Raw genomic sequence first — 23,546 nt, 5'->3', positions numbered from 1 at the left:
TGTCGCAGGGCGGCTGCAGGTACAAACGTTCGGGCTCGAACCGCCAGGGACGCGCGAACTCACGTCAGGTCGTCGGTCCGCTCCAGCGCATCTTCCAGGCGCTCGCGCTCGCGTTCGAGCGCGTCGATCTCGTCCTCGACGCGACCGTCTTCGATCCGCTCGCGTTCGCGATCGCTCACCTCCTCGCGGGCGGTCGCGGCCGTCTGAAGGCGGTCGTACGCGTCGTCGTACGTCAGTTGCGCCAGCCCCCGGAGCGACTCGCGCAGGTCGACGTCGGGCGCGACGGCCGCGTCGTCGATCCGCCCGACCAGCGGGCGGCGTTCCCGGACCTGGTATCGAAGCTCGGCGGCCGGCGCCGGCGGCCACGGGATCGTCAGCGGCCCGGCGTCGAGGCGACGCAGGTAGGTCTGCTGAGTGGCGACCTGGCGCTTGAGCTCGTCCGGATCGTCGACGTGGTGGGCGAGCTTCGAGCGCGAGTACTCGGCGTACTCGAGGAGCTCCGGGATGGTCGATTCACCCGCCGAGTTCGTCTCGACGAACGCGCGGAGGTCGGCCGGCGGCCGGTCGAAATCGACGAGGGGATAGAGGCGACTGCGTTCGAGCAGGGCGAAGACCTCGCGGGCCGAAACCGAGGAGAGGAACGCCGAAAACGCCGCCTCCACGGCGTCGTTGTACGCCTCGATCGGCTCGCGGATCCGGTCGACGGGCGCGTCGAGGTCGACGGCGGCGAGTTCCTCGAGTCGATCGAGCCGGTCGAGTTCGTCCGCGATCTCGCCGAGGCGCCGATTGGCCGCCGTGCGCGCCTCGTACAGATCGGCCGCCGCGGCCTCGCGCTCGTCGAGCAGGTCGACGTAGCGCTCGGCCGGTTCGAGCGCCGCCTTCGCCCGCTCGAAGTCCTCGTCGTAGAGGCGGCGCTTGTCGATGGCCTCGTAGGCCGCCTCGAACGCCTCGTACTCCGCGAGGTCCGAATCTAGGTCCTCGACGAGGTCGTCGAATTGGGCCTCGAACTGGACGTAGGCGGCGAACGCCTCGCGACCGGTGCCGACCGCGCGCTCGTCGTTGCGCTCGAGGAGGTCCCGCGCCCGTCGATAGGCGTCGGCGCCCCGCTCGACCTCGTCTTCGCCGAGGGCCTCGATCCGCGACTCGACCGACTCGACGCGATCGATCGCGGCCTCGAGTTCCGCGAGGGCCGCGTCGTCCCCGTCGGAGCCGATCCCCGCCTCCGACGCGCCGCCACCGTGACGGGTTCCCGCCCGGGTACTGTCCGTCATATCACTCGTAGACCGTCTCCGGGTCGAAGACTCGCTCGCCGACGTGCTCGCCGTCGACCGTCCGGTAGAAACACGACCGGTGGCCGGTGTGGCAGGCGCCGCCCTCCTGCTCGACCAGATAGAGCAGGGTGTCGGCGTCGCAATCCACGCGAACCTCCCGGACGCGCTGGACGTGCCCGCTCGATTCCCCTTTCTGCCAGAGTTCCTCCCGGCTACGCGAGTAGTAGTGTGCCAGTCCGGTCTCCCGCGTCCGGTCGAGCGCCGCCGGCGTGACGTACGCCAGCATCAACACGTCGCCGGAATCCGCGTCCTGGGCGACGGCGGGGACCAGGCCGTCGTCGCCGAAATCGACCTCGAGGTCGGTCATACCAGACAGGTGGGTTGGGTCGCCGATAGGTCTTTCCCCCTGGGCCAGTGTCGCGGCGGCCCACTCCCGCCTGCCACCGGACCGGATTCGGCACAGACGGCGTTCGACCATCCGTTCGCCTATCCGAGGCGGTCACTTCGTTCCCGCCGCGCTCTCGCTCCGAATTTCGCTGCTCGCGGGTCGTTCCTCCCGCTCGCTATTTCGCGGTTTTCGGCCTGACGGCCTCAAACCGCGCTACTCACGGCTGCGCCGTTCGCGCGTCCGAGATTCTCGCGCCTCCGGCGCTCCGAATCTCGCTACTCGAAGACGAACGTCCCGTCCTCCTGGATCCGCTCGCCGTCGACCTCGATGAACGAGTCCTCGCTCATGTCGACGATCATGTCCATGTGGACGACGCTGTCGTTGCCCTCGTTCTCGTCGCCGACGGTGTCGTCGTAGGCCCGTCCGAGCGCCATGTGGACGGTGTCGCCCATCTTCTCGTCGAAGAGCATGTTGTAGGTGAACTGGTCGATATCGCGGTTCATCCCGATGCCGAGTTCGCCCAGGCGCTTCGCGCCGGGGTCCGTGTCCAGCACGGAGTCGAGCACCGCCTCGTTCTTCCCCGCGGAGTACTCGACGACCTCGCCGTCCTCGAATCGGAGCGAGACGTCGCGAATCTCGCGGCCCTGGGCCATCAGCGGCTTGTCGAAGTGGACCGTCCCCTCGACGCTGTCGGCGATCGGCGCCGTGAACACCTCGCCGCCGGGCAGGTTCTTCTCCCCGAAATCGTTCTGCGTCGGGTTGCCCGCGATCGACATCGTGACGTCCGTCTCGTCGCCGGAGACGACGTGGACCTGGTCGGCCGGGTCGAGGATCTCGACCAGCTGGGACTGGTACTCGCGGACGTCGTCCCAGTCCTTGTTAACCGCACCCCAGACGAAGTCCTCGTAGGCCGCCGTGCTCATCTCGGCGGCCTGGGCGTTCCCCGGCGCGGGGTACTGCGTGCCCACCCACCGCGTCTCGAGCATCGCGTCCTGAACCGCTTCGTTCGCCCGCGCGAACGCCGCGTTGATCGCCGGATCGACGTCGCTCGACTCGAACGTGTTCTCGTCGGCCCGAACCCGAATCACCACGTCGGCCGCCTCGATCGACGCCAGCGAGACGGCCGACTCCGAGACGTTCTCGGCGTCGATCGCCCGTTGATACGCGCTTCTGGCCCGATCGCCGTTCATCCGGATCGCGAGATTCGCACCCCGTTCGCCGCACAGCCTCGCCACTTCGGTGACGAGGTCCGACGCCCGCGGATGCCCGCTGAGGATGACTTCGTCGCCCGCCGAGACGTCGGTCGAGTGATCGACGATGATCCGTGCGTGCTCGCGTACGCGCTCGTCCATGCCACCACTCCGGCCACCGCCCACTTTTACTTTTTGAGATTATACGTCCTTTTTCATTGACTATCGTACTAGAGTCCGGGAGACATTTTGCAAATCCGTTCCGTATCCGCACGGGTAGGCCGACCCGACGGATCGGTGCCGATCGGGAACGGCGCCTTTCAACCCCGGTGGTCCGTCGCCGTCGTGGGTCGAACGCACCGGTACCGTCACCAGGAAAACCGATATCGATCGCTCTCTTTCGGACCCCCGCAGAAGCGGGCCGGGCGCGATTTGAACCGAAGCCAGACGGTCCTGCTCGGGCCGCTGGCCCTGCGCGGGCTGCGACTGGCAGGGCTCAAATCGCTGGTGACCGCTTGCTCCCCACGTCCGTTCGTCACAAAAGCGGGCCGGGCGCGATTTGAACCACGCCCAGAAATGCTCGCTTCGCTGCGCCTTTCTGGTCTCCTTCAAATCGCTGGTTGCCGCTTTGCTCCTCACGTCCGTTCGTCACAAAAGCGGGCCGGGCGCGATTTGAACACGCGACCGTCTGGTTAAAAGCCAGACGCTCTGCCGGACTGAGCTACCGGCCCTTCCGTGATAGTTCCGGTGAGTTGCGGTTAAACGTTTCTGTCTCGGCGTCGGTGAGTGCCTCCGCGACGACGGCGCCGGGGTCGACGCCGGCGAGTGAGGCCCTGCGGCGAAGGTCGATGTACGCGTCCGGCGGCAGATTCACCTCGAACCGACCGACCGTCGCGCCGACGTCGGCCAGCGCGGCGTCGAGCGAGTCGCCGTCGAGGACGCGACTGGCGACCGACCGAATCTCCCTGACCGAGAGATCGGCGTCGATGGCCGCCCAGGCGAGGACGTGTCGATCGCGCCCGCCCAGCCGGGCGATGTGCTTGGCGGCGCTGGGGACTAACTCGCCGCGAGCGACGGCCAGGCGGACCGATCGCGGGAGGTCGTGCACCCGTCCCCACTTTCGGACGAAGGAGACGGTCACCTCGCCGCCGGCGCGCTCGACCGCGTCGGTGTAGGAGCCGACGCCGCGAACCAGCGCCGCGCACGCGGCCGCGCCGCGCAGCATCTCGATCTGGTTGGCGTCGAGACCACCCGTGGCGAACGCCCGCACGGTCTCGGCCGCCTCGGCGACGCTCGCCGGGTCGTCGGGGTCGAAGCCGACGGCCTCGTCCGCGTGATCGCCGGTGATCGTCTCGTCGCCGCGGATCACCGGCGCGCCGACGGGCGATTCTCGCCCCGTCGGAATCGATTCGGGATCCGGTGTCGCAGCCTCGCCCCGGTTGAGCTCCGTACCGTCCCCATCGATATCCTCGCCCGATTCGTCCATAGATTACGTGAGCGCTCACGGAGGGTAAAACCCCCGATCGGCGCCAAATTTCTCCAGCGCTGATTTGACACGCGGCCGGACGGAGCGAAACAAAACCCGTTTCCGTGTCGGTAGCTAATCGAGGCTATGGACGACGCCCTCTCCCGACGCCGCCTGGTCCAGGTCGGCGCGACGGGAACCGCCCTGACGATCGCCGGCTGCCAGTTCCAGCAGGACGACGGCGCCGACGGCAACGAAACTGACGACACCGATGGGGAACCGACTGTCGACGGGTCGGTCACGGTCGCGGTCGTCCCCTACTTCGATCAGGCCGAATTACAATCGACCCGACAGGAGATCCAGCAGGAGGTCCAGTCTGGCAACATGACCCAGCAGGAAGCGCAGTCGGAACTGCAATCCGCGCAGGACGAACTCGTCTCGACGGCCCTCGACGACCTCCAGTCGAGACTCGAGACGGAGACGAACCTCTCCGTCACGGACACGTCGACGAAGCTCGGTCTCGCGCTCGTCGCCGGCGACCCGACGGGTCTCATCGCGTCCCTCGAACTCGAGGCCGTCTCCGGGATCATCCCTCAATCCCGGTTCCAGTCGGAGTGACGGAATCGCTCCGGTATCGGACGGCCTAGACGTCGGTCAGGCCGATGTGCGTTCCTCGGACGACGATGAGTCGCTCGGCCGGTCGGTAACGGAACCACCCGCCTGGGCCCTGTTTCGGTGCCACCCAACCGACGTCGACGGGTATCGAGCCCGGCCGAGCGTTCGGGGCGGGAGCAGAGGACGGAACCGGCTCCACTCACCCCTTCCGGGGCGATTCGAGTTCGATGTCGGCCGCCTCGAGAAGGCCTTCGACCTCCTCGCGCTTTTCCTGGTGCGCTTCGAGGAACTCCTTCATCAACCCCGCGGCCTGCTCCTTGCAGTCGCCGCAGAGGCGCTCGCCGCCGACGCACTCGTCGTAGACCCGGGTGGCGAACTCGTCGTCGTCACCCGCGAGCAGGTAGGCGTAGAGTTCGTAGACCGGACACTCGTCGGCCTCGCCGCCGAGCTCGCGCTGGAGCTCGGCGGTCTCGCGCCCGCCCGTCGTCGCCGCCTTCACCTTGTCGTAACCGTCCTCGGGGTCGTCCAGCAGGGAGATGTGGCTCGCCGGGATCGAGGAGGACATCTTGCCGCCGGTCAACCCGGTCATGAAGCGGTGGTAGATCGACGACGGGGGCAGGAAGCCGTAGCCGCCCTGCTCGACCTCGACCTCGCGGGCGAGCTCCTCGGCCGTCTCGCGATCGAGGTCGAACGCGTCGACGTGGGCCTCGAAGACGCGCTTCTCGCCGTCGACGGCGTCGATCAGCGCCTCGAAGGCCGCGTCGTCGCCGCGGCGGTTGACGATCCGGGTGCGCGGGCGCAGCGGTTCCATGCCGGCGTTCTCGAGCGACTCCGCGGCGCGGTCGAGCGCGCCTTCGTCCTCCGGGACGTCGAGCCGTGCGCCGCCCTCGCCGCGCAGCCAGTCGGCCGCCTCGGTACACCGGGGCTGGTCGGGATCCTCGGCGTACTTTTCGCGGGCGTCGTAAGCCTGGGCGATGACGGCGAGTTCCCCCGGGTCGGCCTCGAAGCTGGCGTAGGCCTCCGTGACGCCGAAGTAGCGCATCCGCGAGGCCAGGTCCCTGGCCAGCCGGACGTGGGGATCCTGGTCGGGCCCGACGGGGATGACGGTCGGTTTGGGGTCGTCGAGCTGGGGATAGAGGATGTCGGCCATCTGGGTGACGACGCTCTGCATGTGCGAGACGTCGGTCTCGCCGTCGAAGCCGTAGATCGCGCCGAGTTCGGAGAAGTTGGCCTCGACGCCGAGTTCGAACGCCAGGTCCTGGACCTCGCGGTTGGTCGACTGCCGGTAGAGGTCGCCCTCCTCCGGGTCGAACCCGAGCGCGAGCAGCGAGAGGAGGTAGTTGCGCGCGTGCTCATCGATCTCGTCCCAGGAGAGGCCGCGTGCGGCGTGGGCCTCGAGGTCGGCGATCAGGCCGTAGGCGTCGGCGCCGCGCTCCTGGTGCCAGATGATCTCGTCGAAGACGAGTTTGTGGCCGATGTGGGGGTCGCCGGTCGGCATGAATCCCGAGAGGACGGCCGCGTCCTCGCCCTCGCGCAACGCGTCGGCCACGGGCCGGTAGTCGCGCTGGCCGAAGATCACGCCGCGGCGCATCAGGTAGTGAGGCTCTGGTACCTCGGAGAGGACGTCGTCGAACTCCTCGATGCCGAACTCCTCGAAGAGCTTGCGGTAGTCGGAGACGTTCGCGGCGCCCCAGGGATCGAGCACCACGTCGTCGACGTCCTCGGCCTCGACGCCGCCGTCGGTCCTCGCTCGCCTACGCGTGCCGACCGGCGGATCGACGGGGTCGGATTCGCCCTCGCCGCGGGTCGAGTGCTCGTCGTCGGTCATTACGTTTCCCGCCGGCCCGACGCACGAAAAAGCCTTCGTGTCCCGCTATGCGGGGCGACGGCGGTCGGAACGCGCTGTCGGGGTTGGTTCGGTGATCGACCCCGGCCACCGATCGACGACAGAAGAGCTATGTGAGGCGATTGGAACCTCCAAACGAATGGCCACTCGCTCGTCGAGCCGCGCGAGTATTCGATCGGCCCTCGGGCGCCGCCTCGGGATGGACGGCCGCGCGATCGCGGCGTTTCGCGTCCTTCTGGGACTAACGCTGCTGTTCGACGTCGGCCATCGCGCGACCGACCTGCGGGCGTTCTACACGGACGCGGGCGTCTTGCCGCGCTCGCTGCTGGACGCGAATTCGGGGCTCACCGCCGACCTCTCGCTGCACGCGCTCTCCGGCGGTGCGTGGTCGCAGGCCCTCCTGTTCGCGTTCACCGGCCTCCTCGCGATCGCGCTCGTCGTCGGCTACCGGCCGCGCCTCGCCGCGGCGCTCGCGGCCGTCCTCGTCTTCTCGCTCCACTGGCGAAACCCGCACGTCCTCAACGCGGGTGATCGCCTCTTTCGGGAACTCCTCGTGCTCGCCGTCTTCCTGCCGCTGGCCGATCGCTGGGCGGTCCGGTCGACCGCCCGGGGCGCTCCCGAAGACGAGCCCGTCGACGATACACCGGGCGCGAACTGGCTCGACCGGGTTCGTTGGCGGGGTGGGTCGCGAATCGCGACGCCGGCGACGGCGGCCGCGATGATCCACGTCGTCACGCTCTTTTTCAGCAACGCGGGCGAGAAACTCGCCGGCGACACCTGGCCCACGGGCGAGGCGCTCGACTACGCGTTCCGGCAGGATCACATGACGATCCTGCTCGGCGAGGTCCTGGTCGAGTACCCCGTCCTGCTCGAACTCGGCACCTACGGCTGGTTCGGCCTGCTCTGCTCGGCGCCGGTGTTGCTCCTCACCGCCGACCGGCTTCGGCTAGTCCACTGTCTGGCGTTTCTGGGGGCGATTTCGGGCCTCGCTCTCACGATGGCCATCGGACTCTTCCCACCGTCGCTGGCCGCCGGCGTCGTCATGTTTCTGCCACCGCGATTCTGGAATGCAGCCGAACGGATGGGGACACGACTCCGACGCTCGGTCGCAACCCGTCGTGAGGCCTGGGACGCTTCGATTTCGGCCGGCGTCGGCGATTCGATCGCCCGTCTCCGTCGGGGCGCGCGCCGCTTCGGTAAGCCGCTCGCGCGATTCGACCGCGAGCTGGACGCGGCCGCCGCTCGGGTCGTCACCCCGACCGCTCGCACGCTGGCCGACCGGGGATGGACGATCTCGCTGGTCCTGCTCCTCTGTGTGGTCGCCGTCCTCTCGGTCGGCCTGCTCGGCTGGGCCCAGCCCGTCGAACCGGTCGCCGACGTCTCGCTCGAAGACTACGCCTGGGACGTCTACGCGCCGGATCCGGGCGACGACTTCGGCTACCTGACCGTCACGGCCGAACGCGCTGACAGAGAGGCGGTCGACGTGCTCCGCGGGACTTCCCTGTCGGCCCCGCCACCGCCGGACCCCTCGGATCGAATCCCGAGCTTCCGGTGGCGCAAGTACACCGTCGCCCTCTTCGGGACGGACGCGGAGCCCTATCGCGAGGCCTACGCGGAGTACATGTGCACCCGCGCGGACGAGCGGTTCGACGGGACGGTGACGTCGATCCGGATCACGTACACGCGCCACGAGTTCGCCCTTCCCGGTGCCGAGACCGGGATCGAACCCGGCTCGAACGGTGCGTCCGACTCGACCACGTTCGAGGTGGCGACCCGAGCCTGTCGATAGACCGGGCGAGCCGTCGTCGCCGCGTCGCCTCGGCTGGTGCGGTGTCACTCGCCGATCGACCGGGCCGGCTGCGGGCGACCGGCTTCCGCGGTCCCGGATCTGCCGTCGGATTCCCGCTCCTCGAACTCCAGCATCCCGAGCGCGGCGACGCAGTCGCCGCAGACGTACCGCTCGACGTCCCGATAGCGATTCGAACGCGCCCCTTCGTGACGCGCGACGAGTCGAACGCTGTGTTCCAGCCCGAGTCCCTGCCCGCAGCGCTCGCACGAGCGACTGGTCGACGGCTCGCCGTACTCGTAACGTCCCATCAGGCGCCCTCCAGCGACCCGGCGACGGACTCGCGGCTCGCTTTCGAAACCGAACCGAAATCGGGACGGAGCATTCGCTGACTGTACCGCAGGCGTGCGAGACCTTTTTGTCTCGGTAGTGTGTTCGCAATCATGGCAGACAAATCCTCCTCGGATTTGGAAGCCACGTCTCGGGTGGTCCTAACACCCGGGACATTCTCGGTGACTGTCCCCACGACAACGCGGAGCGCGGCTTCCGTTCAACCAATCATTAGTATCGATTATATAAATACCAGAGATGGATGAATAGAACGGTCGTGGAACCGCCTCGAATCGCAATCGAACCGGCGAGTTGTCCGTCGGATATCCGTCTCTGTCGAATTCCCCTCCGACCGACCGGAACGCCTTACTGTCGGCCACGCCAACGCTCTCGCATGGAGTCGTCGGTTCCCGAGGACGCGCCGATCGTCCTCTTCGACGGTGTCTGCAACCTCTGTAACGGGTTCGTGCAGTTCATCGCGCCGCGGGACGACGAGGAGCGGTTCTACTTCGCCTCGCTGCAGTCCGAGGTGGGCCAGGAGTTGCTCGAAGAACACGGTCTGCCCACCGAGGAGTTCGACTCGATCGTCCTCGTCGAGGGGGAGTCGGTCTACGTCAAGTCCGGCGCGGTCATCCGTATCGCCACGATTCTCGGCGGGGTCTACCGCCTGCTCTCGCCCACTCGGTACGTGCCGCGCGTCGTCCGAGACGCCGTCTACGACCTCGTTGCGACCAATCGCTATCGCGTCTTCGGCAAGAAGGATCGCTGCGAGATTCCCGAGGGCGACGTCGGCGCGCGGTTTCTGGAGTAAGTCTATGACAGACTCGTCTGACTATGAGCGGAATCGACGGATTGCTCGATCAGTTCTCTTGCTCGATTCGGAGGAGTAGGGCGATGACGTTCCCGTCGTACTCGACACAGGGAACCGTCTCGCTCGACAGAGATGCGTCACTCGCCGCCGCCGCTTCCCGCAGATAGCTGTCGGGAACGCCGTCGGAAACACCCGCTGTATCCTCGAACACTGACCGATAGACGGTAGCCGCTTCCGATCCAGCCGGCGTGTCAGCCCCGACTGTTCCTCCAATCCGTTCCGTTCCGGGCTCGGCTCCTTCGACCCACGTCGACGGCGGATTACTCCGAAGATCGTCGAACCCTTCTTCGAACAGTTTGACGCCCGCAAAGTGATCGTCGTCGATGGAGTAACATGCCCCATCGTCGGCCGTGTTAGGGTCGACCAGGTAGAACACGAGATCCATGTACGTCGATGGACCTTCGCTCGGATCCCCGTCCCCATTTACTGTCTCGTTCTCCCCTTTCGTTGGATCTTCGTCGCTCGTACCGGACTCATCGCCAGGCTCGTCCGACACGGCCGAATCGCCGTCAATACAGCCAGCTGTTGTAACGAGTGCGACCGTGATCACGCTGCGGCGAGTGAGATCGTTCATTCTAATCACATCGAACTGATATTCATGTTATTCTCAACCCATTCCATAGCCATTCCTATACCAACCATAACATCGATCCAACCAAAGTCCGGATGGTATATCTGTGTCTGTGTGGAAGCACGGTGCATACCTGCCACGAGGAACTCTCCGTCATCTTCCACGAAGTATGGGGATCCTGAGTCCCCGTTCGTGTCGTGGTAATCTCCATCGTGTTCCAGCCTGAACCGACTCCCAGAACTATTGATTTCATCAATGGGTGTTCCACATCGACCAGTACGTTGACCCTGCCGAATAAGGTCCGTCCCAGCTTCTAGATCCTTGAGCTGATCGACTGAATATGTGCCATGGCCGATGTCGAACGCTTCATCTACACCTTGCCCATTCTGTTCGCCGACGGATCTTATTGGATAAAGATCCTCGTCGGGTTTGATTACTGCTACATCTAAATATGTTGGTGAATCCTCGTCGGTGTAATGGTAGCTACCCCGTGAAACGGTACCAATTTGGTGCGATGAACCACCCGGTTGAGCGATTGCTCTTCCGATTGCATCATCGGAGTGTGAATCAGGATTCTTCCAGTCCGGTTTTCCTCCATCGTACTGGAGTGTGGTGTGAGCTGTAATTGTGAATCGATATTCCATATCTTCGTGGTCCCAAACGCGTGGTCCTAAGGTGCCCACCGACCAATCATATTCATCTTCATTGGGCCACTCTTTCGGCCGATATGCTCCTGCTCGGATACCGTATGGAACCTCAGAATCTCTTACTTCAGAAATTCTATAAGGACGATCGTAATATCGATCACTACCATTGTTCCCACACGCAGCTGACTCTGTTTCGGTACCAATCGTATATTGTATTGGAATGTCTTCGACAGCTGTTGCTGGTGAGTTTGATATCTCACTGGCGCTCACAACCGACGGATCTGTCTCCTTTGCTGCATCTCCATATGCTTCGTCTGGCAATCTCCTTCAATGAATCAACTAGCTCGTCTCTTTCACGGTTGCTATATATCCCACTCTGTGTGCCGTGAACCCTTTTAAGCCCGACTCTCACGGCATATTGCTCGTGTTGACCGAACACCTCTCGTGTTACTCCGGTAGTAACAGCATCTATCTTTGAATTTGAATCAAATTGTGAACTTACTTTTCTCTTAATCCGTTCGGATGCATCGTATGCTGACTCCATTCGAACCCATTTGTCTCGAGGGATGGTCGTATACTCCGTCTCAAATTGAGGCTCTCTTTCTGGGAATGGGGGGGCTTCCCATTTATCGGGATTTTTCAGCCGAATTGCTTTTGCTCTGGGGACCCTATCTGTTGGGTCATCAGTCAAATCCAACAATTTTTCTTTTGTCATTCCAGAAACTGTACTCGCGGAGAGGCCTATCGCGGTGAGTGTTTCAATAAACCGACGCCGCCCCATCAACGCTAATTCGCGTGTGGATATTGTCAAAAGCGACGTCATCAGATCATCCACAAATGTATTAAATCTATATCAAGTAAAAATATATGATATTTATTAGGGAATGCGAGTTACGCTACCAGGTATATTAGTTTATTTGGACGAATTGTCAGTTCTTAGAATAGGCCCTCTCGGGGTATCAAGGAGCAATTAAACCTCGCTTCGCTGCAGTCCGAGGTTGGCCAGGAGTTGCTCGACGAACACGGTCTGCCCACCGAGGAGTTCGACTCGATCGTCCTCGTCAAGGGGGAGTCGGTCTACGTCAAGTCCGGCGCCGTCATCCGCATCGCCACCATCCTCGGCGGCGTCTACCGCCTGCTCTCGCCGTTTCGCTACGTGCCGCGCGTCGTCCGGGACGCCGTCTACGACCTCATGGCGAACAATCGGTATCGCGTCTTCGGCAAGAAGGATCGCTGCGAGATTCCCGAGGGTGACGTGGGCGCGCGGTTTCTGGAGTAGATCCACCACTTCGACCCGGTGCTACTCTTGCTCATTCGGGCGACTTATCGCTGAAACGCTAGCTGTAGTATCACCGTCGCCGTCACCCGCGGTCTCTATATGATGTCCACAGTTCGTACGGTCGTATGTCAGAAGCTGCGCCTAACGATGGCGATCCCGAGATCGAACGGATCGCCCTCCGAATCTCGCGGTCGTTTCGGGGAGGTGACCGACGAACCCTGGCGAAACCGGATTCAGAAATCACGATTTCGGAAATCGTAATTTCCAAAATCGTACGTTCCGCTCCCCCTATACGAACTGGTTCGAGCGTGAGACGAGGGCAACCGAGCCGTCACGAATCCCAGCCCTCACTCGAACTTCGCCAGCAACCGCTCGTAGAACGTATCCGCCCCGCCGTCCGCGCTAGCGTCGCCCGCCCATCCGTCGCTCCTCGCTGCGGCCTCAGTGGCCAGTTTCCCGCCGACCGGGTCCGGGAGGGATGCGATGCTGGCGGTCCCCATTCGACGGTCGCGTTGACGAGACAGCCATCGTCCGAGCCACGGTGCGGCGTACTCACCAGCAAGTTTTTTACAAACTGCTGACCAACGTGTCAACATGAGTCTCACGACCGAAGACTTCGCCGAGTTCATGGTCGAGGATCCAGCGGACGATCCAGACACGCCGCTCGGTGACGCGCTCGCAGAACTTGCGGTGGACGTCGAACTCGATTCGGTCGATGCCGTCCGCGACGTTCGCGAGCGGCTATGACGTATCTTCTCGATACGAACGTACTCGTTGCCGCCGTTACGGTCGACACGGATCGATCGGAGACGGCAATTCACGCCCTCAACGAACTCGACGAGACGTACACGTCGGTGTTGAACCTCATGGAATTGCGTACCGTATTGACGAAAAAGAAGCGGTTCGAACGAGACCGCGTTACACAAATTGAACAACGAGTTCGGTCGCGGACGAACGTCACGTTCCCCAGTGCGGCAGATACAATCGAAGCGAGCCGACTGCAGGAGGAGACGCTTCTGTATCCGATGGACGCCCTCGTTCTGGCTTCAGCGGCCGCCGTCGATGCGACGCTGGTCTCTTTCGACGCCGAATTACGCGAACACGGGGCGATCTCCCCGGCTGAACTCGTGTGATGGGGTCTCCTCCGTTGGTCCGCGACTGCATCCGTCCGCCCCTTTTCTCTCACTCGAACTTCGTCAGCAACCGCTCGTAGAACGTATCCGCCCCGCCGTCCGCGCTGGCGCCCGTTTCGCCGTCACTCCCCGCGGCGGCCTCGGTGGCCAGCTTCTCGACGATCAACTCCGGCGTCGAGCGCGCGAGGTGGTCCGGGACGGGCGAGCGGTTCACCTCGAGTTCGCCGTCGACGAGGCCGACGGCCTCGATGCCGTCGACGGGGACGTCGTACCCCGCCGTCTCGCGGATCTCGTCGGCCAGGTGGGAGACGAAGACGGCCGTCGCGTCGCGCTCGGCCAGGGCTTCCAGGATGCCGGCGATTATCTTCGCGCTCGCGCCGGGTTCGGTGATGCTCTCGAGTTCGTCGACCAGCACCAGCCCGCCGTCGTTGCCCGTCGCCAGGTCGGCGAAGCCGCGCACGGTCGCCTCGAACGCGCCCGCGTCGAGGGTACCCTGGGTCTTCGCGTGGTAGTGCAGCCCGTCGAAGCGACGCAGGCGCACCCGGTCGGCGGGGACCGGCAGGCCCATGTGGGCGAGGACGACCACGCTCGCGACGAGGTCGAGCGTCGAGGTCTTGCCCCCGCTGTTGACCCCGGAGAGCAGGCGCACGCCGTCGATCGCGTAGTCGACCGGATCGATCCGCTCCGGCGGCTCGTCGAGTAACGGCGAGCGCCCGCCCTCGATGTCGACGTCGGGCGCGTCACCCTCTGCGTCCGCACCCGCCTCTGCCCCCGCGTCGGTCGCTTCGCCGCCCCAGACGAATTCGGGCATCGTACAGTCGTAGTCGGCGGCGAAGCGCGCGATGGCCAGTTCGACGTCGAGTTCGAGCGCCTGCCGGACGAGCGTCTCCGCGTCCGCGCGCAGGTCGGCGAGGTCGCTCGCGAGCTCCTGCTTTCGCTTGCTCGCCCGGCGGTCCATCGCGGTCCGGAGGCTCTCTCGCAGGCGGGCGACGACCTCGTCCTCGCGCGTGACCGGGACGGTCGGCTCGTCGGGGAACGCGCGTCTGGCGAGCTCGGCCTCGTCGTCCGCCAGGTCGAGGTCGGCGATCAGGCGCTCGCGGGCCGCCGCGACCGCCGCGTCGTACTCGTCGCCGAGCTCGCGCGAGAGGAGGCTGTCCGCCCCCGCCCCGCGCTCGACCAGCGAGAGCAGGTCGGATCCCTCGATCGTGACGTCTCGCTCCGCGATCGCCTCCTTCAGCCGGTCGGTGGCCAGCGACTCCGCCGCGTCGACGGCGGCGTCGAGGTCGTCGAGCGCGCGTTCGAGTCGATCCAGCTCGTCGTCGCCGGCGACCGTCCCGTCCGATTCCAGCCGTTCGAGGCCCGCCTCGAGGTCGTCGAGGTCGCACGGCGGTTCGAGGTCGCTCTCGCGGTGCACTCCGATCGCGGCGCGGAGCCGATCGCGGTTGTGCGAGAAGAACGCGAGCGGGCGTTCGGGGACGATCTCGACGGGCGCGTCGAACGCGTCGGGGCGAACGCGGACGTCGCCTTCGACGTCCACCCCCGCGAAGCGCTCGTCGAGGGCGACCACCGTCGCGTACCCCCGCGCGAGTTCGGCTAGCCCCCTGGCGTCCTCGACGAGTTCGACCGAGAGTTCCGGGAACGACTCGCGCGCCCGCGAGTAGCGCTCGGCGTCGACCGTCGCCAGACAGCGCTCGCGGACGCGGACGTCGCCGGGCTCGGCGACCGGCTCGACGCCGTCGAGCGCCTCGCGAACGGCCTCGTTCGGGTCGCGATCGAGCGCCGCCGCGGTCACCTCGCGGGCCTCCTCGATCCGCGAGCGGCGCCGACTCGGGTAGAACGTCTCGAGTCGGCGGGTGGCGTAGTCGGTGACGGCGCGAGCCTGCACCGCCTCGAGCAACTCGCGGTAGATCTCCCGCGCCCGGTCGGTCGCGCAAAATCCGCCGGGATCGTCGTGCTCGGCCCGGATTGCGCCGCGCGCGATGTGAGCGGCCCGGCCCGGTTCGATGCCGGGCGCGCTCGCGAGCTCGGCCACGTCGCCCGCCGCGAGCGCCGCCTCGGGATCCTCGAGCTCGGCCAGCGCTTCGGCCGTCTTCGCGCCGACGCCCGGGATCGACTCGAGTTCCATCTGCCCGGACATACGCAGGAATCAGGAAAAGCGTATTGGGTCCGCTGGTGGTCGCGCCGGCGCGGGTCGGCCGATGGCGGGCGCCCGAAGCCGCGTCGCGGGCGCCCGCCGCTCAGCACATCGAATAGGCCGATATCGTGTGGCCACCGCCGATCTCGAACACGATCGTCGGTTCGTGACAGATGAACCGCTCCATATCGTGTTCGACTTCCCGGTCTCCAAAATCGAATTGTCGCCGTATACCTGCCGCCGCCTGCGACGTTACGTCGAAGTAGCGAACTGCCGCCGCTGATATCGAAGGTTTCCTCGAACACGTAGCCGCCGTCAAGTGTCGAAATGGTCAGGACGACCCGCTTGCGCTCGTCTGTAAGATTTTGCACGTGAACCGCCAGATTGCTCCGGGTGTGGCGCCAAAGGAGGCCGCCAACCGTGATGGTCCCGGCAACTATCCCTCCGCCAGCGAGGAACTCTCGGCGTTCCATTGTCGCTTCATACGAAATTTCAGTCTAAAATATTTTCTATTAAATTAATACGCACGTACCCGTCTCTCATATCAACCCCTTACCCTTCGACGGTGTCTATCGGCTTTTCGTTCGAAGTAGTGCCGAAACAGGACCAAAATACCGATATTCTCACGTGCGCTCGTCGGTGGCGGTCCCCTACGCCTCCATCCGGGCGCATAGCGAGACGCTTCGCACACCGTACGTCTGGCAGGCGTTTTCCGCCCGATCGGAGGTGAAGGCGTACTCGTCGTTCGCGCGGATCGCGTCCACCTCGAAGCCCGCGGCCTCGATCAGGTCGGTGTAGCGATCGACCTGCTCGGCGCCGCCGATGCAGGCGGCCCAGAGGTCCGCGTCGGTCTTGATGCGCTCGGGCAACTGGGCCTCGCTGACGATGTCCGAGATGGCGAGTCGACCGCCGGGCCGAAGCACCCGCGCGGCCTCCTCGAACACCCGCCCCTTCTCGGGCGAGAGGTTGATCACGCCGTTCGAGAGCACCGCGTCGAACGCGTCGTCGTCGAACGGGAGCGACTCGATGCGTTCCTCGCGAAATTCGACGGTGTGGAAGCCGCCGTCGGCCGCGAGATCGCGGGCCTTGGCGACCTGCTCCGGCGTCATGTCCACGCCGGCGACCGACCCGGTCTCGGTGACCCGGAGCGCGGCGACGAACGCGTCCGTGCCCGACCCGCTTCCCAGGTCGAGGACCGACTCGCCCGGTTCGAGCGCCGCCAGGTCGAAGGCGTTGCCGACGCCCGCGAACGAGTCGATCGCCGCGTCGGGCACGAACTGGAGGTCGGCGGCGTCGTAGCCGAGTCGCTCGGCGAGGTCCCGGCCCGTCTCGAAGTGTCGCTCCGCGTCGGCGGCCGTCGCGACGTCGCGGTACATCGCCGTGACCTCGCGTTCGAGCTTCTGGGTATCGAGTGCGTCCATCAGGTCACCTCAGTCGTCGCCCGCGACCTCGGCGGGCGTCTGGACGGTCAGTTCGACGTCCTGGGCGAGCGAGACGAGCGTGTAGACCGGGGCTCTGCGGGCCCACTCGTCGACTCGTTCGGGATCGACGTCGCCGCCCTCGATCTCGATCGTCGCCTGCAGGTTCCCGTAGACGGAGTCGGCCGTCTCGAGGTCCGCGAGGCTGAACAGGACCGCCGGATCGAAGTCGGTACGGACGCTCGTCCGGAGCTCGTCGAACGCGACGCCCTCGGCCGCCGCGTTGATCGAGATGCCGACGTTGATGCAGGCCGCGAGCGCGGAGAGGGCGGCCTCGACGGGCTCGATGCGGTCGGTCGCGCCGACCCATCCGCCGGCCTCGAGCACCTCCTTCCAGGCGCCGTAGGGAATCGTGTACTCGCGCGTCTCCCGGTCGATGGTCTCGCCGCCGAGGTCGTAGCTGTCGATCTTCGCCAGGCTGTGGGCGGCGGTCCCCTCGTACGTCGCCGACGCCCCGAGGCCGAGCTGGACGGCGTCGGGCTCGGCCGACGCGTGCTCTGCGAACGCGGCCATCGCCTCGCGGTCGATACCGTGTGCCAGTTGCTGATCGTCTGTCATGGTGTCTCCCCCGCAAGAATACGGACGCTTCCGGCCGTATTGTAGCCATTCCGTGACGGGTCGGCGGGGACTGCCGGATGTCCACCGCTTGCGATCGCGTCACCGCCTGCGCTCGGCTCACTCGCCGATCGGCCGGGGATCGAAGCGCCTGGCATCGGCGCGGTGGCGGTCGAAGACCGACGTCGCCCACTCGCGGACCGGCGGCGCGTCGGTGTCGATCACCGCCGCGACCGCCCCGCTACCCGGTTCGTAGCAGCTGATGACGGTGCGATCGTCGAGCAGACCGACCCCGTACGGCGGGAGGTCGTCGTGTTCGAGTACCGAAAAGGCCTCGCGCTCGAGCAGCGCGGCGCAGCGCTCCGGGTACGTCGAGACGAAGTACGCGTGGCAGTTCGGCCGGTCGATCACGGTGATCTCGCCGCCTGCGTCGAGCAGCGAGGGGAGCGTCTCGAAGCACGGCTCCATGAGGGCGACCTCGGGGCGGAGGTATCGCAACTCGCTGGTCCCCGAGAGCAGCGATTCGAACCGGCTCACCGGTCGGTAGGGGGCGTCCGGGTCGGCGACGGTGACCGTCATCGCCGCCCAGGTCTCGACGGAGAACTCGCCCACCGCCTCGGGCAGCCACCGCCAGACGGCGCGAAGCGTTCGCTCCGTCTCTAGTCGGTCGAGCAGCGTCTCCATCCCGTCCGCGACCGTCTCCCCCAGTCGAGTCGCGACGAACTGGTAGCCGTCCTTGCGGATCCAGGTCCGCGCCTCGAACCCGTCGAGCGTCCGCCGGATAGTCGAGGATGAGACCCCGGTCAGCTCGCAGAGCTCGGCCCGGCTGCGCGGTCGCTCGGACAGCGCGACGAGCGCCGGGATGCGGTGGTCCGCCCGCGAGAGGTACGCGACGTCGGCCGTCGGCGAGTCGCCCGGAGAACGTTTCACGTCACCGCTGGCCATGGTGAACCTTCGCAATGAGTCCGTAAAACGGTTGCTCCGGCGCGGTTGTGAGTACGGTCGAGCCCGACGATGCCGTATGCGTTGCGGATCCGAACCGACGTCCCGGACGCCAAACCGAACGTCGAGGTGACGGAGTCGGTTCCGTTCCGATCCGCGACCGAGAGGCGAACGCGTGCGGGCCATCCGCCAACTGTCACCCGGATCGTCACACAATCCTTATCCCCATCGATTGCCACACTGTATCATGGATCACGATGACACGGTCGGTGCGGTCTCGCACAACCGCTACGACTGGTCGGTCACTCCTCCGAGTTTCGCGATCATCGAGGCCATCTCCGCCGTCGAAAACACGGAGCCGGTGCGCCTCGCGCGGGCGCTCGATACGACGTTGTTCGACCACGTGGATCCGGAGGCGCTCGACACGCTCGTTTCCGGTACCGAGCGCGTCGCCCTCTCGTTCGTCATGGGCGAGTACGCGGTCGAGATCGACGGGAACGAGGTAACGATCGTCTGCGAGTGACCGACGGTCGCCGTTCGCTGAGCGACCGTCCGACGGTCAGTCGCTGGGCTCCTCGCGACGGGACAATCCCGCCGAGATCAGTCGGCGAAGGAGGACGACGACCCCGTTCTCGAGGCCGGTGGCGTAGATCGCCTGTTCCGTGCCCCCGTCGTCGGAACCGGGATAGTACGATCCGATCAACAGCGTCTCCCGGTCGACCAGCAGGATCCGACTGATCGCCACTTCGTGGTCCTCCCACGGTCCGGTGAGCCAGTCCAGCTCCGTCTCGAAGGTGGTGACGTTCGGGAGCTCCGTCCCCAGCCGCGACCTGATCTGTTCCGTCTGGCCGCCGATCACGACGGAGCGGTCTCCTTCCGCGGCCTCGCGCAGTCGATCGAAGAGCGCGTTAGACAGGAGCGACTCGTCCACGACGAGCAGCGCGACCTCCGATTCCGCGCCGTCGACGAGGTCGACCGTCCGGGAATCGATCGCGTCGTTCCCGGACAGCGACCACACCTCCTGAACCCGATCTCGATCGGATTCGGCGTTGCGCTGCTCGACCGATTCGAGGTACGATAGCAGCGTGTCGATCCGGTCGGAGTACTTCTGCCGGAGCGTGCGCGTCGCCTCGTCGATGCCGACCGCCCGGTACTCCTGCGGGCTGGAGTGGCGGACTTCGACCAGCCCCTGCGATTCGAGGACGCGAATGGCGTCGTACACACGCGTCCGCGGAACCTCGGAGATTTCGTGGACCTCTTTGGCCGTTCCGCTCGATAATTGCGTCAACGCCAGAAAGCAGCGCGCTTCGTACTCCTGGAGCCCGAGTTCTTGCAACAGACTCACCGCTTCGTTGGTAATCGTGTCTTCTGTCATGGCCCAACCACGCGTCCGGCGTTCCGAACGTGAGGACTATCGCCCGTGGACGGGAAAAGGTTCCTGTTATCGAGCCGTCGTAATCCGCTGAATCGGCTGTATTCCGCCGGGGGAGAGTTTTCACTCGGATTATCACACAAGCTACTTCAGTACGCAACGGTTGTTCACGAGTGGCGCGCCCTATTACGGCCCAACCACGATGGGGCGCGCCATATCCGATCTTCTGGCGGCCGCAACCGACGCGAGACGGCGAGCACGCTGTCGGTGACGCGACTCCTGACGGACACCGGTCTTCAGCGGCCGCTACGCTCGAAGGCTGCGGTGCCGGTGAGCGGACGCGACGGAGAAGACGCGACGGCTGTAACACTGATCGGCGTTCGACCGCAGCGGTGTCACTCGCACTCGTCCCGGAGGAACTCGAGCAGCGGCCGAACCTCGTCGAACTGCGGCCCTTTCGTGACGACATCTGCCTCCCGATCCCACTCCACGTACCCGTACTCGGCCAGCTTCGGAAGGTGGACGTGATGGGTTCTGATCCGGGCCGGCTCTCGTTCGACAGCCGCTTGCTGTGTCCCCGACCCCGTCGCTTCGTCGCTCGTGTACGTCAGCTCTCGCGGGTTGTGGTCGAGCAATTCCAGCAGCAGCCGGCGCCGTTCGGTGTGGGTCAGCGCGTCGAAGGTTCTATCATTCATTTTATTTCACTAGGAAATAGATGGCTAGCTACGGAGATAAAGTGTTATCATTTTCATCAAATTACGTTGTTGTGATAAACTGAGTGAACGGGTCCCCGCGGTTGCGGGCGGCGACGCGCGTGGACTGTCGCCCAGGTATCCCACGCCGGCGGCCCGACCCCGTCCGTCCCGCACCCTTTTCGTCGCCCCGCCTGTACGACCGGATATGCGCGTCGTGACGACCCTCCCGTCGGCCACCGAACTCGTCGCCGCCCTCGGGATCGACCCCGTCGGCGTCTCCCACGAGTGCGATTACCCGCCGCACTTCGCGTCGCGACCGAGCGTGACGCGATCGCGGATCGACGCCGATGCTTCGACCGACGAGATCGACCGGCAGGTCCGCGAGGCGAGCGTCGGCGGAGGCGACGACGGAGCGGCCGACGGCGGCGTCTTCGACGTCGACGTCGAGACGATCGAGCGGCTCGACCCGGACGTGATCGTCACCCAGGGCGTCTGCGACGTCTGCGCGGTCGATACCGCGGCCGTCGCGGACGCGGTCGAGGGGATCGACGCGGAGCCGGAGCTCGTCACCATCGACGCCCACACGATCGACGAGGTCTTCGACGATCTGGAGCGCCTCGGCCGCGTGCTGGGTCGCGAGGATCGCGCCCGGGACGTTCGTTCCGACCTCGACGCCCGCCTCGACGCGCTCCGCGAACGCGCGCCGGCCGATCCCGACGCCCGGCCCCGCGTCGCGATCTTCGACTGGACGGACCCGCTCATGGTGGCGGCCCACTGGGTACCGGAGCTGGTCGAGATCGCGGGCGGGCGCTACGCCCTCGCGTCGTCCGGGGAGCGCGCCCGACCCCGGGAGTGGGCCGAGATCCGCGACTACGACCCAGAGGTGGTCGTGGTCGCCCCGTGCGGCTACGACCTGGCCCAGACCGCCGCGAACCTCGCGGACCTCACCGATCGCGCGGGGTGGCGCGACCTCGCAGCCGTCGACGCGGGCCGCGCCTGGGCAATGGACGGCCACCACTACCTCAACCGACCGGGTCCGCGACTGGTCGACGCCGCGGAAGCGCTCGCGGCGATGCTTCAGCCCGAGGCGACGGCGGACGCGGTCGACGCCGATCGGCGGCGGTCCGGAGCTTACGGCTCGCGCCGCGATTCCGAGTCCGTCCGCGTCGACGGCGATGAGGCGCGTCCGGTCGCGGACGTCGCCGTCCCGCTGTCGGAACTCGAATCCCGGCCGCCGTCGTGAGCCCCACGTCGCGGCCAGTCGATCGCACGCCTCCGTCGGTGGTCTACTTACGGCTGCGGATGGTGAGCAACCCAGTATGAGCGCTCGGACCCCCGGCGATTCCTCCGGCGACGCCGTCACCAGACAGTTCGACACCGAGAAAACCGATCCGAACGTCGAGGTCGTGTCGGTCATCGCCGACATCGAGGACGTCCCGATCGAGGAGCTGCCGCCGCTCTACGACTGCATCGACCACGTCCTCGAACACCTGTACACGAATCCGCCCGGCGACGAGGCGGACGCCGAGGTCTCGTTCACCTACTACGGCTACCGGGTCACGGTGACGCAGGACGGCGGCGCGCGATTCGAACCCCGCGTGTGAGGCCGGCACCGCTCGGGCACGGAGGCCGGCGCTACTCGGTCCGGATCGCACACCGCGCCCCGTAGGAGACGTCGTCGACGGACTCGACGGCCGGCTCCTCGCCGCAGACGGGACAGTCCGGATCCCGGCGGACGTCGACGGTCTCGACCGACATCCCGGACGCGTCGTAGACGAGGAGTCGACCGGCCAGCGTCTCGCCGATACCGGTCAGCAGCTTCACCACTTCCGTCGCCTGGATGCAACCGATCGTGCCGGGAAGGACGCCAAGGACGCCCGTCGTGGCGCAGTCGGGGACGGTGCCCGGCTCTGGCGCCTCGGGAAAGAGACAGCGATAACAGGGGCCGGCCGCTCCCGAGTCCCCGGCCGCTGCCCCCTCGCCCGTCGAGTCCGTCGCCGACGACCCGGACGACGCCGTCGACTCCGTCTCCGTCGCCGCTGCGCCCGCCGGGTCGATCGTCGTAACCTGCCCCTCGAAGCGGTAGATGGCGCCGTGGGAGAGCGGCGTGTCGGTGAGGGTGCAGTAGTCGTTACAGAGGTACCGCGTCGCGAAGTTGTCGCTGGCGTCGCAGACGACGTCGTAGCCCGCCGCGATCTCGTCGATCGAGTCGGCGTCGAGCCGCGTCTCGTAGGGCTCGACCGCGACGTCCGGGTTCAGCCGCTCGACGTAGTCGGCCGCGCTCGCGACCTTCGGGCGACCGACGTCGGCGTCGGCGTGGACGATCTGGCGCTGGAGGTTTGAGCGCTCGACGACGTCGTCGTCGACGATGCCCAGCCGACCGACACCCGCCGCCGCGAGGTACTGGATGGCCGGCGAGCCGAGGCCGCCCGCCCCCACGACGAGGACCGACCCGTCGAGCAGCGCCGCCTGCCCCTCGGGACCCACCTCGTCCATGATGACGTGACGCGAGTAGCGATCGAGCTGCGTCGCGTCGAGCGAGAGGTCTGCCATGCCCGTCGTTGGGGCGTCGAGGCCAAAAATCCGCGGATGCGTCCCGGAACCCCGGCCTTCGTCCTGTCGCCCGGACGAGGGTCTCGCTGCCGGGGCCGGTCGTCGGCCAGCGTGCCGTTCAGATCGGGGCCCGTCCCGGTCGGCGGCAGTCGACCCAACGATTTATTATCGTGTGATGGTATTGCATACCTATGGGAGCTACTCCCGACGGTACGGACGACGTGTTCGACCAGTTCCTGTCCAATCGCGGTCACACCACCGAGCCGGTCGGCTGGGAACACGATCGCCGGAAGAAGCAGTGTCCGGAGTGCGGTGGCCTCCACGACGACGGGGCCACGGCCTGTACCGTTTGCGGGTGGGCGCCCGGCCGCTAGTCCGCCGGGCGCCAGCGGTCCGGCGACTCGAACCATTTTCGGACTGACGAT

General features: G+C 66.0%; 26 protein-coding genes, 1 tRNA gene and 1 pseudogene. 10 read left to right on the top strand and 18 right to left on the bottom strand.

Translation table 11 applies throughout. The features are described from left to right. Positions 1-59: 59 nt before the first annotated feature. From MXA07_RS01455 to MXA07_RS01435, 5 genes are all read right to left on the bottom strand, one after another. The gene (locus MXA07_RS01455) at positions 60-1,271 is read right to left on the bottom strand and encodes a DUF7118 family protein (protein ID WP_247730275.1); all 1,212 of its coding nucleotides are present in this window, start codon (positions 1,269-1,271) and stop codon (positions 60-62) included. A gap of 1 nt (position 1,272) precedes the next feature. Continuing rightward, on the bottom strand, positions 1,273-1,638 hold the full coding sequence (gene hisI, locus MXA07_RS01450; protein ID WP_247730274.1) for a phosphoribosyl-AMP cyclohydrolase: 366 nt from the start codon (positions 1,636-1,638) through the stop codon (positions 1,273-1,275). Between the two features lie 296 nt (positions 1,639-1,934). After that, positions 1,935-3,011 (bottom strand): aminopeptidase, encoded by a 1,077-nt coding sequence (locus tag MXA07_RS01445; RefSeq protein ID WP_247730273.1) that lies wholly within the window; start codon positions 3,009-3,011, stop codon positions 1,935-1,937. A 495-nt stretch (positions 3,012-3,506) separates the two neighbouring features. Further along, positions 3,507-3,580, bottom strand: a tRNA-Lys gene (locus MXA07_RS01440). Next, positions 3,571-4,335 (bottom strand): DUF7119 family protein, encoded by a 765-nt coding sequence (locus MXA07_RS01435; protein WP_247730272.1) that lies wholly within the window; start codon positions 4,333-4,335, stop codon positions 3,571-3,573. The genes MXA07_RS01440 and MXA07_RS01435 overlap by 10 nt, the downstream gene beginning before the upstream one ends. 126 nt (positions 4,336-4,461) lie before the next feature. Between MXA07_RS01435 and MXA07_RS01430 the strand changes: the two genes are divergently transcribed. Further along, entirely contained in the window at positions 4,462-4,932 is a 471-nt protein-coding gene (locus MXA07_RS01430; protein WP_247730271.1) for a hypothetical protein, read from the top strand. Positions 4,933-5,128: 196 nt separating this feature from the next. Here MXA07_RS01430 and MXA07_RS01425 read toward each other — a convergent pair whose 3' ends face one another. Then, positions 5,129-6,757 (bottom strand): tryptophan--tRNA ligase, encoded by a 1,629-nt coding sequence (locus MXA07_RS01425; protein ID WP_247730270.1) that lies wholly within the window; start codon positions 6,755-6,757, stop codon positions 5,129-5,131. Between the two features lie 157 nt (positions 6,758-6,914). Here MXA07_RS01425 and MXA07_RS01420 point away from each other — a divergent pair, with 157 nt between their 5' ends. Further along, complete coding sequence (locus MXA07_RS01420) at positions 6,915-8,564, top strand: hypothetical protein (RefSeq protein ID WP_247730269.1); 1,650 nt, start codon at positions 6,915-6,917, stop codon at positions 8,562-8,564. A gap of 44 nt (positions 8,565-8,608) precedes the next feature. Here MXA07_RS01420 and MXA07_RS01415 read toward each other — a convergent pair whose 3' ends face one another. Continuing rightward, the gene (locus MXA07_RS01415; protein WP_247730268.1) at positions 8,609-8,872 is read right to left on the bottom strand and encodes a hypothetical protein; all 264 of its coding nucleotides are present in this window, start codon (positions 8,870-8,872) and stop codon (positions 8,609-8,611) included. A gap of 413 nt (positions 8,873-9,285) precedes the next feature. Between MXA07_RS01415 and MXA07_RS01410 the strand changes: the two genes are divergently transcribed. After that, positions 9,286-9,702 carry a thiol-disulfide oxidoreductase DCC family protein gene (locus tag MXA07_RS01410; protein ID WP_247730267.1) on the top strand — a complete coding sequence of 139 codons (417 nt, stop codon included), beginning with the start codon at positions 9,286-9,288 and terminating at the stop codon, positions 9,700-9,702. A 49-nt stretch (positions 9,703-9,751) separates the two neighbouring features. Here the strand turns inward: MXA07_RS01410 and MXA07_RS01405 are convergent, their stop codons facing one another. Genes MXA07_RS01405 through MXA07_RS01395 form a run of 3 tightly spaced genes read right to left on the bottom strand, consistent with a single transcriptional unit; the run spans position 9,752 to position 11,815 of the window. Further along, entirely contained in the window at positions 9,752-10,336 is a 585-nt protein-coding gene (locus tag MXA07_RS01405; RefSeq protein ID WP_247730266.1) for a hypothetical protein, read from the bottom strand. 5 nt (positions 10,337-10,341) lie between these two features. Beyond that, positions 10,342-11,250, bottom strand: coding sequence for a hypothetical protein (locus tag MXA07_RS01400; protein ID WP_247730265.1), 909 nt, complete (start codon positions 11,248-11,250; stop codon positions 10,342-10,344). Then, the gene (locus tag MXA07_RS01395) at positions 11,237-11,815 is read right to left on the bottom strand and encodes a hypothetical protein (protein WP_247730264.1); all 579 of its coding nucleotides are present in this window, start codon (positions 11,813-11,815) and stop codon (positions 11,237-11,239) included. Before MXA07_RS01395 ends, MXA07_RS01400 begins: the two co-directional genes overlap by 14 nt. Before the next feature lie 117 nt (positions 11,816-11,932). Here MXA07_RS01395 and MXA07_RS01390 point away from each other — a divergent pair. Continuing rightward, positions 11,933-12,259: pseudogene (locus MXA07_RS01390) on the top strand (thiol-disulfide oxidoreductase DCC family protein); the annotation flags it as partial. 347 nt (positions 12,260-12,606) lie between these two features. On the opposite strand, the gene MXA07_RS01385 reads toward MXA07_RS01390, so the two are convergent. After that, positions 12,607-12,759 (bottom strand): hypothetical protein, encoded by a 153-nt coding sequence (locus MXA07_RS01385; RefSeq protein WP_247730263.1) that lies wholly within the window; start codon positions 12,757-12,759, stop codon positions 12,607-12,609. 94 nt (positions 12,760-12,853) lie between these two features. Between MXA07_RS01385 and MXA07_RS01380 the strand changes: the two genes are divergently transcribed. Both MXA07_RS01380 and MXA07_RS01375 read left to right on the top strand, forming a co-directional pair. Next, positions 12,854-13,006 (top strand): hypothetical protein, encoded by a 153-nt coding sequence (locus tag MXA07_RS01380; RefSeq protein ID WP_247730262.1) that lies wholly within the window; start codon positions 12,854-12,856, stop codon positions 13,004-13,006. Next, on the top strand, positions 13,003-13,392 hold the full coding sequence (locus MXA07_RS01375; RefSeq protein WP_247730261.1) for a type II toxin-antitoxin system VapC family toxin: 390 nt from the start codon (positions 13,003-13,005) through the stop codon (positions 13,390-13,392). Before MXA07_RS01380 ends, MXA07_RS01375 begins: the two co-directional genes overlap by 4 nt. A gap of 49 nt (positions 13,393-13,441) precedes the next feature. On the opposite strand, the gene MXA07_RS01370 is transcribed toward MXA07_RS01375, so the two are convergent. The 4 genes from MXA07_RS01370 to MXA07_RS01355 all read right to left on the bottom strand — a co-directional run bounded on the left by MXA07_RS01370 (position 13,442) and on the right by MXA07_RS01355 (position 18,504). Beyond that, positions 13,442-15,517 carry a helix-hairpin-helix domain-containing protein gene (locus MXA07_RS01370; protein ID WP_247730260.1) on the bottom strand — a complete coding sequence of 692 codons (2,076 nt, stop codon included), beginning with the start codon at positions 15,515-15,517 and terminating at the stop codon, positions 13,442-13,444. 659 nt (positions 15,518-16,176) lie between these two features. Next, a complete protein-coding gene (locus MXA07_RS01365; protein ID WP_247731690.1) occupies positions 16,177-16,950 on the bottom strand; it encodes a methyltransferase domain-containing protein in 774 nt (257 codons plus the stop codon). 6 nt (positions 16,951-16,956) lie between these two features. Further along, positions 16,957-17,562, bottom strand: coding sequence for an OsmC family protein (locus tag MXA07_RS01360; RefSeq protein ID WP_247730259.1), 606 nt, complete (start codon positions 17,560-17,562; stop codon positions 16,957-16,959). A 117-nt stretch (positions 17,563-17,679) separates the two neighbouring features. After that, a complete protein-coding gene (locus tag MXA07_RS01355; RefSeq protein WP_247730258.1) occupies positions 17,680-18,504 on the bottom strand; it encodes a helix-turn-helix transcriptional regulator in 825 nt (274 codons plus the stop codon). A gap of 244 nt (positions 18,505-18,748) precedes the next feature. Here MXA07_RS01355 and MXA07_RS01350 point away from each other — a divergent pair, with 244 nt between their 5' ends. Beyond that, positions 18,749-19,024, top strand: coding sequence for a HalOD1 output domain-containing protein (locus MXA07_RS01350; protein ID WP_247730257.1), 276 nt, complete (start codon positions 18,749-18,751; stop codon positions 19,022-19,024). A 36-nt stretch (positions 19,025-19,060) separates the two neighbouring features. Here MXA07_RS01350 and MXA07_RS01345 read toward each other — a convergent pair whose 3' ends face one another. Together MXA07_RS01345 and MXA07_RS01340 are read right to left on the bottom strand one after the other, a co-directional pair. Then, positions 19,061-19,876 (bottom strand): TrmB family transcriptional regulator, encoded by an 816-nt coding sequence (locus MXA07_RS01345; protein WP_247730256.1) that lies wholly within the window; start codon positions 19,874-19,876, stop codon positions 19,061-19,063. Positions 19,877-20,268: 392 nt separating this feature from the next. Then, complete coding sequence (locus MXA07_RS01340) at positions 20,269-20,568, bottom strand: DUF7344 domain-containing protein (RefSeq protein ID WP_247730255.1); 300 nt, start codon at positions 20,566-20,568, stop codon at positions 20,269-20,271. A gap of 205 nt (positions 20,569-20,773) precedes the next feature. Here MXA07_RS01340 and MXA07_RS01335 point away from each other — a divergent pair, with 205 nt between their 5' ends. Continuing rightward, positions 20,774-21,811, top strand: coding sequence for an ABC transporter substrate-binding protein (locus tag MXA07_RS01335; protein WP_247730254.1), 1,038 nt, complete (start codon positions 20,774-20,776; stop codon positions 21,809-21,811). A gap of 76 nt (positions 21,812-21,887) precedes the next feature. Continuing rightward, a complete protein-coding gene (locus MXA07_RS01330; protein WP_247730253.1) occupies positions 21,888-22,172 on the top strand; it encodes a HalOD1 output domain-containing protein in 285 nt (94 codons plus the stop codon). Positions 22,173-22,203: 31 nt separating this feature from the next. Here MXA07_RS01330 and MXA07_RS01325 read toward each other — a convergent pair whose 3' ends face one another. Further along, complete coding sequence (locus MXA07_RS01325) at positions 22,204-23,121, bottom strand: HesA/MoeB/ThiF family protein (RefSeq protein ID WP_247730252.1); 918 nt, start codon at positions 23,119-23,121, stop codon at positions 22,204-22,206. Between the two features lie 191 nt (positions 23,122-23,312). On the opposite strand from MXA07_RS01325, the gene MXA07_RS01320 reads away from it, so the two are divergent. Beyond that, positions 23,313-23,495: an HVO_0416 family zinc finger protein gene (locus tag MXA07_RS01320; protein WP_247730251.1), complete on the top strand. Its 183-nt coding sequence runs from the start codon at positions 23,313-23,315 to the stop codon at positions 23,493-23,495. Positions 23,496-23,546 lie beyond the last annotated feature (51 nt).

The sequence above is a fragment of the Halovivax limisalsi genome (genome assembly GCF_023093535.1).
Classification (GTDB): Archaea; Halobacteriota; Halobacteria; order Halobacteriales; family Natrialbaceae; genus Halovivax; species Halovivax limisalsi.
The sequence above is the reverse complement of the archived record's forward strand: the minus strand, read 5'-3'. Positions and strand labels throughout refer to the sequence as shown.

Bases quoted from the DNA above. Each gene is read 5' to 3' on its own strand.
- MXA07_RS01455 (WP_247730275.1), bottom strand. From the start codon at position 1,271: ATGACGGACAGTACCCGGGCGGGAACCCGTCACGGTGGCGGCGCGTCG.
- hisI (WP_247730274.1), bottom strand. From the start codon at position 1,638: ATGACCGACCTCGAGGTCGATTTCGGCGACGACGGCCTGGTCCCCGCC.
- MXA07_RS01445 (WP_247730273.1), bottom strand. From the start codon at position 3,011: ATGGACGAGCGCGTACGCGAGCACGCACGGATCATCGTCGATCACTCG.
- MXA07_RS01435 (WP_247730272.1), bottom strand. From the start codon at position 4,335: ATGGACGAATCGGGCGAGGATATCGATGGGGACGGTACGGAGCTCAAC.
- MXA07_RS01430 (WP_247730271.1), top strand. From the start codon at position 4,462: ATGGACGACGCCCTCTCCCGACGCCGCCTGGTCCAGGTCGGCGCGACG.
- MXA07_RS01425 (WP_247730270.1), bottom strand. From the start codon at position 6,757: ATGACCGACGACGAGCACTCGACCCGCGGCGAGGGCGAATCCGACCCC.
- MXA07_RS01420 (WP_247730269.1), top strand. From the start codon at position 6,915: ATGGCCACTCGCTCGTCGAGCCGCGCGAGTATTCGATCGGCCCTCGGG.
- MXA07_RS01415 (WP_247730268.1), bottom strand. From the start codon at position 8,872: ATGGGACGTTACGAGTACGGCGAGCCGTCGACCAGTCGCTCGTGCGAG.
- MXA07_RS01410 (WP_247730267.1), top strand. From the start codon at position 9,286: ATGGAGTCGTCGGTTCCCGAGGACGCGCCGATCGTCCTCTTCGACGGT.
- MXA07_RS01405 (WP_247730266.1), bottom strand. From the start codon at position 10,336: ATGAACGATCTCACTCGCCGCAGCGTGATCACGGTCGCACTCGTTACA.
- MXA07_RS01385 (WP_247730263.1), bottom strand. From the start codon at position 12,759: ATGGGGACCGCCAGCATCGCATCCCTCCCGGACCCGGTCGGCGGGAAA.
- MXA07_RS01380 (WP_247730262.1), top strand. From the start codon at position 12,854: ATGAGTCTCACGACCGAAGACTTCGCCGAGTTCATGGTCGAGGATCCA.
- MXA07_RS01375 (WP_247730261.1), top strand. From the start codon at position 13,003: ATGACGTATCTTCTCGATACGAACGTACTCGTTGCCGCCGTTACGGTC.
- MXA07_RS01370 (WP_247730260.1), bottom strand. From the start codon at position 15,517: ATGGAACTCGAGTCGATCCCGGGCGTCGGCGCGAAGACGGCCGAAGCG.
- MXA07_RS01360 (WP_247730259.1), bottom strand. From the start codon at position 17,562: ATGACAGACGATCAGCAACTGGCACACGGTATCGACCGCGAGGCGATG.
- MXA07_RS01355 (WP_247730258.1), bottom strand. From the start codon at position 18,504: ATGGCCAGCGGTGACGTGAAACGTTCTCCGGGCGACTCGCCGACGGCC.
- MXA07_RS01350 (WP_247730257.1), top strand. From the start codon at position 18,749: ATGGATCACGATGACACGGTCGGTGCGGTCTCGCACAACCGCTACGAC.
- MXA07_RS01345 (WP_247730256.1), bottom strand. From the start codon at position 19,876: ATGACAGAAGACACGATTACCAACGAAGCGGTGAGTCTGTTGCAAGAA.
- MXA07_RS01340 (WP_247730255.1), bottom strand. From the start codon at position 20,568: ATGAATGATAGAACCTTCGACGCGCTGACCCACACCGAACGGCGCCGG.
- MXA07_RS01335 (WP_247730254.1), top strand. From the start codon at position 20,774: ATGCGCGTCGTGACGACCCTCCCGTCGGCCACCGAACTCGTCGCCGCC.
- MXA07_RS01330 (WP_247730253.1), top strand. From the start codon at position 21,888: ATGAGCGCTCGGACCCCCGGCGATTCCTCCGGCGACGCCGTCACCAGA.
- MXA07_RS01325 (WP_247730252.1), bottom strand. From the start codon at position 23,121: ATGGCAGACCTCTCGCTCGACGCGACGCAGCTCGATCGCTACTCGCGT.
- MXA07_RS01320 (WP_247730251.1), top strand. From the start codon at position 23,313: ATGGGAGCTACTCCCGACGGTACGGACGACGTGTTCGACCAGTTCCTG.